Origin of the sequence: Bradyrhizobium sp., assembly GCF_035273305.1 — a bacterium.
GTDB lineage: Bacteria > Pseudomonadota > Alphaproteobacteria > Rhizobiales > Xanthobacteraceae > Bradyrhizobium.
Map to the genome: position 1 here is coordinate 1 of NZ_DATEPI010000012.1, position 11,404 is coordinate 11,404.

The window sequence follows — 11,404 nt, forward strand, 5'->3', positions numbered from 1 at the left end:
CAAATACGTGATTGCCGGCCGCCCGAAACGCGATGTCGCCAAGCCAGAACGCCAGCGGCGGACCGAGGTCGGTGCCCACCTGGTACTCACGGCCGTAGGCGAGCACTATCGCAAGGTCGCCGGGCGGGCTGGTGTTGAGGAATAGAGGCACGAGCAGCCAAAGCAGTGCGTGCAGCAGCACTACCGACCAGACCACAAGACGCGGTCGCGCGCGGATCAGTTCGACGATCAGGGGAGTGAAGCGCATGCAACGTCCGATATGCCCAAGCCGGCGCTATTGGATTCTCGAACGTGTGATAGAGCGCGTGGATCGGCGAGGCAACTCGTCAAATACCAGCCGCGATCTGGACTTCGTTTGAGCTTTCCGTCGCAACGACGCCGGGCTCGACCGTTGCCGACTGCCTTTCCCGAGCCGCCACCACTGGCGCGAAGAGACGGCGATGGTGAACGGTGGGTCCAAGCCGCCGCAACGCGTCCAGATGCTCGGGCACGCTGTAGCCCTTGTGCGACTCGAAACCGTAACCGGGGCAATCCTGCGCAAGCGCGCACATCAGCCGGTCGCGCGTCACCTTCGCGATGATCGAGGCCGCCGCGATCGACACGACCAGTCCGTCGCCGCCGATCACGGCTTCGCAGTCGCATTGCGTATCGAGCCGGTCGCGGCCGTCCACGAACACATGCTTCGGCATTTCCGGCAGCGCGTGCACCGCGCGCTTCAGCGCCCACAGCGATGCTCGCAGAATGTTGTCGCGATCGATCCGGGCTGTGGAACCGTAGGCGACGGCAAATGATGCGGTTGCGCAAATTTGATCAAACAGCTCTTCGCGACGTTCTGGAGTCAACCGCTTGGAATCGTCGATGCCTTTGGGGATTCGCTTGGGATCGAGCACCACCGCCGCGGCCACTACCGGACCCGCCAGCGGACCACGTCCGGCCTCGTCGCATCCGGCCACCGGCCAGATGCCGCGCTTGATCAGCGCGCGCTCGCGTCGAAAGCTCGGGGGCGCGACCGCGATCACCCCCTTGACTGGCTTGGCCGTATCCTCGTTTGAATATTCCCGACTCATCGCCGGGATCGTGCGCAAGCCGGACGCGCAGCGCAACTGGGAACTCCGGCCAATTCCCGTTATTCATTTTCTCGCGATGGAACAGTTGACTAAAAAAGACAAAGCTGCTGGCCGTTGCGTTTCGGCCGGGCGAAATGATCGGTAGTCAATTTCGATCGCCGGCTGTTGATCCCGAGTTTTTCGCAAGCGATTTCGAAGCGGCGTCCGATCATCCAGGCCATTGGCCCGGTGCCCTTCATCCGCGTTCCCCATTGCGAATCGTAGTCTCGCCCTCCGCGCATGTCGCGGATCAACGTAAATACGTGGCGATAGCGATCGGGATAGTTGGCGATCAGCCATTCGCGGAACAGATCGCGCACTTCCAGCGGCAGCCGCAGCAGCACGTAGCTCGCTTCCCTGACGCCCGCATGCGCGGCGGCGTCGAGGATGCGCTCGATCTCCGCATCATTGAGGGCGGGGATGACCGGCGCGACCATTACCGTGGTCGGAATTCCAGCTTCCGAGAGCTGCCGAAGCGCCTCGAGCCGTTTGGCTGGCGTGGATGCCCGCGGCTCCATGGTGCGCGCGAGTTTTCCGTCGAGCGTCGTCACTGAAATCGCCACCTTCGCGAGACTGCGCTTGGCCATCCGCGCCAGAATATCAATATCCCGCGTTACCAGCGCCGATTTGGTGACGATGCCGACCGGATGCCCTGCCCCGTCGAGCACTTCGAGGATGCCGCGCATGATCTTTCGCTCGCGCTCAATCGGCTGATACGGATCGGTATTGGTGCCGATCGCGATCATGCGCGGTTCGTAATCCTGCGCCGCCAGTTCTTTTTCCAAAAGCTGCGGCGCGTCGGGTTTGGCGAAAAGTCTCGATTCAAAGTCCAGCCCGGGCGACAAGCCCAGATAGGCATGGGTTGGGCGCGCGAAGCAGTACACGCAGCCATGCTCGCATCCGCGGTAGGGGTTTATGGAACGGTCGAACCCGATGTCGGGAGAATCGTTGCGGGTGATGACCTTGCGCGCGGTATCGACCGCGACCGTGGTCTTGAAGGACGGCAATTCATCAAGACTCTGCCAGCCATCATCGAATGCAACCCGCGCTTCGGCTTCGAAACGGCCGCTGGCGTTGGAGTGCGCGCCGCGACCGCGCCGTCGCTCGCGCTCGATCGCAATGGCAAGTTCCGGAAAGGAAGAAAGCGCACCCGCCGGCTCGGAGGGCGCCGCGACCGGCGGGTGCTTGAGGGCATGAGAGGATGCTCGGCTCATAGCCAGAACATACCACCTCTTGAGAACAAATCAAGAACAAACTGTTCTCTTTTCCGAACCGCACACGCCCCTGGCAGTTTTCGCGCGTTCCCGGCAGCGTTTCACCCGCGCCGGGCTGATCTGGTCGGAACAAGGTGTTATCAGTGCCGCGTTTCCTCTTGCCGGTCCTTCCGAGCCATCGATGCTGAGTGTCATTATTCCCACCGATGGCGTCGAACAGACCGCCGTCGCCACGCTGGCTGCTCTGGTCCCGGGGGCCGCCGCCGGAATCATTCGTGAGGTTCTCCTGGTCGATGGCGCCAGTAACGGCGTGATCGAGCGTGTCGCCGATGTGACGGGCTGTCGTTTGCTCCGGTTTGAAGGCTCGCGGGCGGCCGCGATGGCGGCGGGCGCGCGCCAAGCCCGCTCACCATGGCTGATGTTCCTGCATGCGGGCGCGGTGCTGGAGTCCGGGTGGATCGAGGAGACGACACAGTTCATTCAGACCGTCTCCGTCAGTGGCCGACCTCGCGCAGGCATCTTCCGCTATGCCCGCTCGCCCTATGCCGAAAGCACCTTCCGCGACGGCTTGAAATTTGTTGCGCGAATCGTTGCCGGTCCATCGGCAGATCAGGGACTGCTGATCGCACGTGACCATTACGAGCGGCTCGGCGGCTACGCACCGGACGGTCGTCGCTCCGAAGCCAGACTGCTGCGTCAGCTCGGCCGCTCCTCGCGCACATTGCTGCGCAGCCGGATCGTCGTGGCCTGAGCCGAGCGCAGCCAAACCGAAGCGCAAACCGGATCGCAAATCGTTCAAGCCGAGGCGCCCCTTGCTTTCGGGCGTCGCAGATGTTCATCGAGCCGGGGCATGATCTCCACGAAATTGCAGGGCCGCGTACGGTAATCGAGCTGAGCTGCGAGAATACCGTCCCAGCCGTCGCGGCATGCGCCGGGCGATCCCGGAAGGCAGAAGATAAACGTCGCCCCCGCCACCCCCGCAGTGGCGCGGCTCTGGATCGTCGATGTCCCGATTTTCGAGTGGCTCAGCATGTGGAAGGCGATAGAGAATCCATCCATCCGCTTTTCAAATAACGGCTCGATCGCCTCCGGCGTCACATCGCGCCCGGTGAAGCCAGTGCCGCCGGTGGTGATGATGACATCGACGCCTGGGTCAGCGATCCAATTCTTTATGATGGCACGGATCGCCTCGACGTCGTCGCTGATGATCTCGCGCCCGGCGAGATGATGACCGGCGCTGGTGATCCGGTCCGATAGCGTCGTTCCGGACTTGTCGTCTGCAGGCGTCCGCGTGTCGGAGATCGTCAGTACCGCGATGTTCAGCGGCACGAACTCCTTGGCTTCATCGATGGAAGGCATGCTGGATTTTCTTCCGCCCTTCACAATGTTCCCGAGCCAAAGGTGTTGCAGGCCTGGACGGTGCCCTGCTGATAACCGGTCATGAACCATTGCTTCCGTTGTGCTGCGGAGCCATGCGTAAACGAATCCGGTACCACGCGCCCGGTGGCCTGTCGCTGCAGCGTATCGTCGCCGATCGCGGTGGCCGTCGTCAGCGCCGCGTCGATATCGCCCGCTTCCAGAAACCCTGGGCGCTTCTTCGCTTCGCGATTGACCCAGACACCGGAGAGGCAGTCCGCCTGCAACTCAACTTTGACTTGCAGCGCGTTCGCCTCAGCCTTGTTGCCGGCCTGCTGCTGCAGCCGGGTCACCCGCGGCAGGATGCCAAGCAGGTTCTGGATGTGGTGCCCGGCCTCATGCGCGATAATGTAAGCCGCCGTGAACTTGCAGGCGTTGCCCGAACAACCGTGAAATCTCGTCTCGACCTGGCGGAAAAATCCGGTGTCGAGGAAAATCTGCCGGTCAGGCGGGCAATAAAACGGCCCCATCGCGGACTGCGCCATCCCGCACCGCCCGCCATTGGTCGCATTGCGAAACAGCACGATCCGCGGACCTGAATAGGATTGTCCGCTGGCCTTGAAAATTTCGCTCCAGCGATCGTCGATCTCGCCGAGGATGCCGGAGATCATGCTGCCCATCTCGTCGGTCGGCGCGCCGGTCTTGCCGGACCGGCGATCGGTTTGATAGCTCGGCGCCTGGCTGCCGCCGCCGGTGAGAATTTCGGCGCCACCGATCAGGATTCGCGGATCGATTCCGAAAGCGTAGCCGACAAGCCCGAGCACGATGATGGTGCCGATGCCTAACCCACCACCGCCCATTGGCAGACCAAAGCCGCCACCCATTCCGCCGCCGTCATCGCCGCGACGGTCTTCGATATCCTCGCTGCGACGAAAGTCATCGTAACGCATGACGTCCTTTCCTCAGCTTGTCGGGAAACGCAATTGCCAACACCAACGTTGCAGGCAGATAAAATTTCCACTGAATTATTCAATAACCCGCTCGGCAGAAATTGCCTAGCGCGAAAGAATTGCCCGGTTAAGTCGATTTTTACTTTGGCCCGTCAATGTATCGGCAGTCGGTTGTTTGGTCCCGCGTCGCCGACAGCGTCGCCTGAGTCAGAGTAATTGAGTCATGGGTGTGTCGCGTCGCGGGGCGTCTGCAAAGGCGTCCCGCACTAAATTCGACTCCGCTTCCGAAAATCGAATCGTCGTAGGCGATTGCGTCGCCGAGATGTCGAAATTGCCGGCCGGTTCGGTCGACCTGGTGTTCGCGGATCCGCCGTACAACTTGCAGCTCAAGGGCGACCTGAAGCGGCCCGACGAATCCCATGTCGATGCCGTCAACAACGACTGGGACAAGTTTTCGTCCTTTGCCGCTTACGACGACTTCACTCGCGCGTGGCTGCTCGCCTGTCGCCGCCTCATGAAACCGTCCTCGACATTGTGGGTGATCGGCTCCTACCACAATATCTTCCGCGTCGGCGCCATCATGCAGGACCTCGGCTTCTGGGTGCTCAACGACATCGTCTGGCGCAAGACCAACCCGATGCCGAATTTTCGTGGTCGCCGCTTCACCAATGCCCATGAAACCATGATCTGGGCGGCGCGAGATGAAAATGCCAAAGGCTACACCTTTAATTACGAGGCATTGAAGGCTGCCAATGAGGACGTGCAGGCGCGCTCCGATTGGCTGATCCCGCTTTGTACCGGCGAGGAACGCCTCAAGGGCGCTGACGGCAAGAAAGTCCATCCTACCCAGAAGCCCGAAGGTCTGCTGGCGCGCGTGTTGCTGTCCTCTTCGAAACCCGGCGACCTCGTGATCGACCCTTTCAACGGCACTGGCACCACTGGCGCGGTCGCAAAACGTCTCGGCCGCCGCTACATCGGCTTTGAACGCGACAGGACTTACGCGGCGGCGGCGGAAGCGCGCATCGCCGCTATCGAAGCTCTGCCCGAAGCCACGCTTGCGCCATTCATGACCGCGCGCGACGCCCCACGGGTCGCGTTCTCAGAACTGATCGAGCGCGGCATGATTTCGCCCGGCACCAAACTGTTTGATGCCAAGAAGCGTCATGGAGCGCTCGTGCGCGCCGATGGCGCCATCATGCTCGGTGACAAGGTCGGCTCCATTCACCGGATCGGCGCGATGGCGCAGGGCTCTGGCGCATGCAACGGCTGGACCTTCTGGCACATCGAGACGAGCCAAGGCCTCAAACTGATCGACACGATGCGCGCCGAAATCCGCTCGGAGATGGCCGCAAGTTGAGAATCGATTTCCTCTCGTAACGCTCGTTCTTTTCTTCGCTCTTTCTTATCTCTTCCACTTTTGTGGGGAGGGATAAGAAAGAGCAGCCGCGCTCAATTCCAAATTTTCAAACAGCCAGACAACCCACCCACACCTCCGCGATCTCGCCGCGTGATGCGCGCGAGTTTTGATAAACGTAAAGCGCACCTGAAACATCAGAGGGCGCAGGGAATGCCGGGCGCTCGATGCGCCCGCAGCCTCGCATGCAAAATAAAAAGCATACGAGTAAGTCACCACGGTCACGCCGGATACACCCGGCATTCCCCGCGCAATGGTGTTAACGGTTTCCTTCGTGATCTTCCCGGTGATCGGGCTTGGTTGTCACCGTCATCAGCGGGACACTTCCCGCCAACTTGAACGCCAGCGTCGAGGCGTCAGAACCACACGACTTCGCCGTCCGCCTCACGCGCTGTTCGTCCGCAGCACATCAGCGTCCATCGCATCCCACCCCGCGTTCGTGACGTTGCGCAACGCCCCTCGTTTGGAGCAGGACGGCGCGGGTTATGGATTTGATTTGGGGAAAATGAGAAGGGGTATATTTTCGCAACCAGGACTGGACAGCCCACAAATCAGTTGATCCGCTTCAAGAAATGACTGTTTTGCGTATACGCTCTTGGCCAAGGCGAGCTGTTTTTACCTCGGCGCTTGACATGAATGGGGGACGCTTCGTAAATCGCGGCCACGAACGACGCGTATCGCCCGGCCCGGCGCTGAATTACGGCGCTCGGTCGTGCCGCACACACATCCCGGACGCATAGCTCAGCGGGAGAGCGTTCCCTTCACACGGGAGAGGTCCAAGGTTCGATCCCTTGTGCGTCCACCAGCTACTCCGGGTCCGCTGTGGGTCACCAGCAGACATCGGATCAAGCCGTCAGTCCAGCCTTGATCAGGCCCGCCTCATGGCGCTTGCGATCGACTTCACGCTTGTAGTGCTGGGTAGAGAGATAGGCAGCGATCGAGAATTTCGGCTCGCGCTTTAGGACTTCCGCCGCGTGCGCGGCGGCCGCGACCTCGTTACCCATCTGCGCGAAAGTCGCCGCAAGAAAGGCGTGATGAGTATAGTCAGGCCTGGTGATCCGCGAGAAGGCCTCCGCAGCTTCCGCGTATCGTTCGGCGGAATAGCAGGCGCGCCCGAGGTGGCTCCAAAAGCGCTCCGGGTGGTAGGGGTTCAGTCGCATCGCTTTCTTGATCCAGTCGATGCCTTCATCCGGCCGGCCAAGCCACGTCAGAAGCTCACCCTGCTGCACTACAACAAGGTCGTAGTTAGGGTTGAGAGCGAGTGCCCGTTCTTGATGGTAAGCAGCCCTGTCATGCTCTTCGCGGTTCAAGCTCAGTGCCGCCAGAATTCGGTGAACATCACTATCGTTGTCATCGAGCGCGAGCGCGACTTCGAGCTCGGCCTCCACCTGTGAAAAGATGGCCTGGCGATCCTCACACCAGCCGTAAGTCCATGCCTGGCCCAGAACGCATCCCTTCCACGCGTGCGCGTGCGCATAGTTCGGATCGAGCGCGATGGCGCGCTCAAGCAGGCATTGCGCTGCCGCGTTGTCTTCGCGGACCGAGCGGTGGTGCAGCACCTTAGCCGTCAGCACGCACTCATATGCCGCCATATTGTCGGTTGGCTTGCGCTTCGCACGGTCATGGGTGGCTGCCTCGACGCGACCCGGCAACGTTGCGGCGATCGCGCGGGTCATCTCGTCCTGGATAGCGAATATGTCCTCAAGCTCGCGATCATAGCGTTCAGCCCAAATGTGGCGGTCTGTTTCTGCGTCAATCAGCTGCACGGTTACGCGGATACGGCCGCCGGACTTTCGCACACTTCCCTCAAGAACGTATTCGACGCCAAATTCGCGCGCCACCTCCTGCACCTTCACCGGCTTGCCTTTGTACACGAAGGTTGAATTGCGCGAGATGACGAGTAGGTCGCGAAACCGTGACAGCTCCGTAATGATGTCCTCGGTGAGGCCGTCCGCAAAGAACTCCTGCTCCGGATCGCCGCTCATGTTGACGAGTGGCAGCACGGCGATGGACGGTTTCTTGATGATTGGCGTCGCTGCCGGAGGGCTTTCACTGTGAGGCGCGATCGTTGCGTCTGGCTCAAGCCGGACGCGAAAAACGCGAATCGGGCGAGCAATATTCTTGACGGTCTGATCACCGAGATCCTCGAATGCGATCTCATCAAGTCGGTCGCCGACCTGATCACGAACTGCGCCGGAAACGTAGATGCCGCCTGGTTCGGCGAGGGCTTCGAGACGGGCTGCGACGTTCACGCCGTCTCCAAAGATGTCTTCTCCCTCAGCGATCACATCGCCCAGATTGATGCCGATACGGAACTGTATCCACCGCGCGGCCGAGACGTCGGTATTCCGTCGCGACATCCGACGCTGAATCTCGGCAGCGCATATTACGGCGTCGGCAACGCTGTGGAACTCGAGCAGCATACCGTCGCCTGTAGTCTTGATGATGCGGCCGCGGTTCTTGGCAATGGCAGGATCGATGAGCTCGATCCGATGAGTTTTGAGACGCGCAAGCGTCCCGGTCTCATCTGCCTCCATCAGCCGGCTGTAGCCGACCACATCAGCGGCGACTATTGCTGCCAGCCTGCGCTCTGGTCCGGGCACGTCCATCTCGGCGCTTCCTTCGCACCGCAGTCTAACAGATGAGTAATTTTAGCCCAATGCACCGAACGAATAAAAGGAACTTCTCGTACGCATTGGGCCAAAACCGGAAGTAGTGGTCGCCTCGTATGACTTCTGCTTTGCCCCGAGAACAGACATTGGTACGCGTGCCCGGCAGGCCGCTAAGGGCCAGAAGCCGACCTCGTGCAGCGAATGTGCGATCTCCGCTCTTCCTCTCAAGAGCGGACATCAGAACGACCGACACTTCCGCGGTGGGCCCAAAAGCAAAACTTCACTCGATCACCTCGTCGGCTTGCGAAAGGAGCAGCGGGAGGACAGTCACGCCCAGCGCGTTCGCTGTCTTGCGGTTGATGCATAGCCACAGGGTGGTCGGAAATTCGACCGGCAAGTCACCCGGCAGACTACCGTGCAGGATCCTGTCGACGAAGTAGGCGGCCCGACGATCGCACCATCGCAGGTCAACGCCGTAGCTGACAAGTCCGCCGGCTAGGACGTGCTCGCGATATCCGTACACAGTCGGCAGCCTTTTAGCCAACGCCAAGCTCGCAATCTGCCGAGCTTCGCTCCACAGCATCGAGGTCTGTAACACGATGACCACGTCCACTCGCTCGCCTGCCAGGACCTGCAGGGCGCGATCCAGATAATCCGGTTGATGCGCGTCCGCCGAAACGACCGTAAGCTTTAAAGCCTGGGCGGCAGCTTCCATTTCCTTCGCCTGAGGCGGTGCTTTTGGATCGTCAAGGTTGGTGAGGAGCCCAATCTTCAATGCGTCCGCAACGATCTCGCGCGCGAGCTCTATTTGTTTTGCGGGCAATCCCGGGACGTACGGCTCTAGTCCGGTAACATTTCCTCCTGGCCGCGCCTCGCTCGCAATCAAGCCCAACTCAACGCCATCGGCCAGTGTTGGGCACACGATTGGGATAGTCGACGTCACCTTGTGAGCCGACACGGCAGCCGCTAGTCCGGGAGTCACGATGACGCTAGGGTTCAAGCGAACAACCTCCGCGGAAAGTGCCATCAACCGCTCCTGGTAACCTTCGGAGAAGCGATACACCATTTCGAAGTCGCGGCCTTCGATATAGCCAAGGTCCTGCATGCCTTGCAAAAAAGGCTTCACAGAATTGGCCAGTGAGGCTTCCTTGGTGCCCGGTGACAGCCAAGCGATGAGCGGCCGCCTGAGCGTGGCCTGAGCGAACGCGGCAACTGGGAATGCGAGCACGGTGCCAGCCAGTGCTATAAACTCGCGGGGCCCGGAGCGGTACATGAGGATTTCTCCTCTTCAAATTGCAATGGCTGGTCGGCCGAAAAGGCCGCTGGGCCGAAGTCCGCTTACGATCGGGTGATCGCCGACCGGGGAGGCGAGTTTCCGGATTAGTCTGGTTCCGGTAATTTTCGTCCTGAAGGATAGCACATCACTTGTCCTTCTGCGCGACGTCAGATGTCCAGTTCTCCGTCGACAGCGGCTGAACTGCGGCGCTTCGCAGAGGTCGCATTTTGGCCAGAACCGGACTCATGCAATGCAGCAAGCTACGTTCGGCGGCCGCATGATTATTCGATCACTTCGTCAGCGAGCGCAAGCAGAAACGATAGGCCCTGGGACATCTCGATCTTGCAACCATTATCTAAGGTCGGCGTTTTTATTGCCTGGTAGAAAAACATAACGACCCAACATTTGAGCTTTAGTCGATCCGAAAAACAATGGCATTACGTTCACGCAAGAAAGGTGAAGACCTGCTCGAACAAGTGCACGACGCTCTTTGGGTCGCAGAGGGAGAGATTGTCAGCTTCTTTGGCTTTCCCTATCCGACGCGTTCAGTCATCGCCCGATTAGCAAGGGGCGATCTGTGGGTATGGTCGCCAGTCAAACTAACCGCTGATCTGCGCAACGAAGTGGACAGTCGGGGCTCTGTCCGACACCTTGTAAGCCCCAACAAACTCCATCAGCTATACTTGCAAGAATGGAAAGCGGCTTATCCCGAGGCACAATTGTGGGGGCCGGAAACGACAATCAAGAAGCGGCCCGACATCAAATTCCAAGACGCGCTGGTAGATAGCCCGCCGGCTGAATGGTTTCCTGATATCGATCAAGCATGGATCCGCGGCTCTCTCACTATGGACGAGATTGTCTTTCTTCACCGTCCCTCCGCCACCGCGATCATAGCCGATTTGATCCAGACGTTCCGCGATCATTTTCTCCGAGAATACTGGGGGCGGTGGCGGTTCTTGGCCCACTACGATGGCCTCACCCAGGACAAAGCCTGCGCGCCACTCGAATGGCGATTATCGTTTGTCAACCGGGCACCGGCGCGCCGGGCGCTTGAGAAGGTGCTGAACTGGAATTGCCAACGCGTCATTGTGGCTCACGGCGAGTGGCCGCATGCGAATGGCAAAGCCTTTCTTGCAAATTCGTTTCGCTGGCTTGGCAGTTAATCTGATAAAGCGCACCGATTTCACACGCGTAGCAACAAGGCCGACTTCCGCTTTGGGTCACGACCCGTAATACTGATGGTCAGCAAATCACGTCGGCTATTCCTTCCGAAGGAGACCTTAGCGAAGCATGCGAATTTCGTCGCGATGGGGACCTGCGCTCGCCGCATTATTCACGCTGGCGGGCGCCGGCGAGCAAATCCAATGTGGTTCAAGAGACCGGCTGCGTCTCCGAGAACATGTCAACAATCTTGTTGGTCATGCCGTTCACGATCAGCACCTGATCCTTCATTTTCACGTACATGTAGTCACGCAG

The 11,404-nt window shown here is 60.1% G+C and carries 9 protein-coding genes, 1 tRNA gene and 1 pseudogene; 4 read left to right on the forward strand and 7 right to left on the reverse strand.

Annotated elements, in window-relative coordinates; translation table 11 throughout:
* From VJV58_RS00900 to VJV58_RS00910, 3 genes and pseudogenes are all read right to left on the reverse strand, one after another.
* Nucleotides 1-247: pseudogene (locus tag VJV58_RS00900) on the reverse strand (hypothetical protein); the annotation flags it as partial.
* A gap of 79 nt (nucleotides 248-326) precedes the next feature.
* Nucleotides 327-1,067 (reverse strand): ribonuclease HII, encoded by a 741-nt coding sequence (locus tag VJV58_RS00905; RefSeq protein ID WP_324135424.1) that lies wholly within the window; start codon nucleotides 1,065-1,067, stop codon nucleotides 327-329.
* A gap of 89 nt (nucleotides 1,068-1,156) precedes the next feature.
* Nucleotides 1,157-2,320, reverse strand: a complete 1,164-nt coding sequence (locus VJV58_RS00910) for a PA0069 family radical SAM protein (RefSeq protein WP_324135425.1) — start codon at nucleotides 2,318-2,320, stop codon at nucleotides 1,157-1,159.
* A 181-nt stretch (nucleotides 2,321-2,501) separates the two neighbouring features.
* On the opposite strand from VJV58_RS00910, the gene VJV58_RS00915 reads away from it, so the two are divergent.
* A complete protein-coding gene (locus tag VJV58_RS00915; RefSeq protein ID WP_324135426.1) occupies nucleotides 2,502-3,071 on the forward strand; it encodes a glycosyltransferase in 570 nt (189 codons plus the stop codon).
* 44 nt (nucleotides 3,072-3,115) lie between these two features.
* Here VJV58_RS00915 and moaB read toward each other — a convergent pair whose 3' ends face one another.
* Together moaB and ypfJ are read right to left on the reverse strand one after the other, a co-directional pair.
* Nucleotides 3,116-3,679 carry a molybdenum cofactor biosynthesis protein B gene (gene moaB, locus VJV58_RS00920; protein ID WP_324135427.1) on the reverse strand — a complete coding sequence of 188 codons (564 nt, stop codon included), beginning with the start codon at nucleotides 3,677-3,679 and terminating at the stop codon, nucleotides 3,116-3,118.
* Nucleotides 3,680-3,699: 20 nt separating this feature from the next.
* The gene (gene ypfJ / locus VJV58_RS00925) at nucleotides 3,700-4,626 is read right to left on the reverse strand and encodes a neutral zinc metallopeptidase (RefSeq protein WP_324135428.1); all 927 of its coding nucleotides are present in this window, start codon (nucleotides 4,624-4,626) and stop codon (nucleotides 3,700-3,702) included.
* Nucleotides 4,627-4,849: 223 nt separating this feature from the next.
* On the opposite strand from ypfJ, the gene VJV58_RS00930 reads away from it, so the two are divergent.
* Both VJV58_RS00930 and VJV58_RS00935 read left to right on the forward strand, forming a co-directional pair.
* Nucleotides 4,850-5,983: a site-specific DNA-methyltransferase gene (locus VJV58_RS00930; protein ID WP_324135429.1), complete on the forward strand. Its 1,134-nt coding sequence runs from the start codon at nucleotides 4,850-4,852 to the stop codon at nucleotides 5,981-5,983.
* A gap of 787 nt (nucleotides 5,984-6,770) precedes the next feature.
* Nucleotides 6,771-6,845: transfer RNA gene (locus VJV58_RS00935), tRNA-Val, on the forward strand.
* A 40-nt stretch (nucleotides 6,846-6,885) separates the two neighbouring features.
* Here the strand turns inward: VJV58_RS00935 and VJV58_RS00940 are convergent.
* Both VJV58_RS00940 and VJV58_RS00945 read right to left on the reverse strand, forming a co-directional pair.
* Nucleotides 6,886-8,649 carry an adenylate/guanylate cyclase domain-containing protein gene (locus VJV58_RS00940; RefSeq protein ID WP_324135430.1) on the reverse strand — a complete coding sequence of 588 codons (1,764 nt, stop codon included), beginning with the start codon at nucleotides 8,647-8,649 and terminating at the stop codon, nucleotides 6,886-6,888.
* Between the two features lie 283 nt (nucleotides 8,650-8,932).
* On the reverse strand, nucleotides 8,933-9,925 hold the full coding sequence (locus tag VJV58_RS00945) for an ABC transporter substrate-binding protein (protein WP_324135431.1): 993 nt from the start codon (nucleotides 9,923-9,925) through the stop codon (nucleotides 8,933-8,935).
* 434 nt (nucleotides 9,926-10,359) lie between these two features.
* On the opposite strand from VJV58_RS00945, the gene VJV58_RS00950 reads away from it, so the two are divergent.
* Nucleotides 10,360-11,091 carry a DUF4336 domain-containing protein gene (locus VJV58_RS00950; protein ID WP_324135432.1) on the forward strand — a complete coding sequence of 244 codons (732 nt, stop codon included), beginning with the start codon at nucleotides 10,360-10,362 and terminating at the stop codon, nucleotides 11,089-11,091.
* The last annotated feature ends 313 nt before the right edge of the window (nucleotides 11,092-11,404 follow it).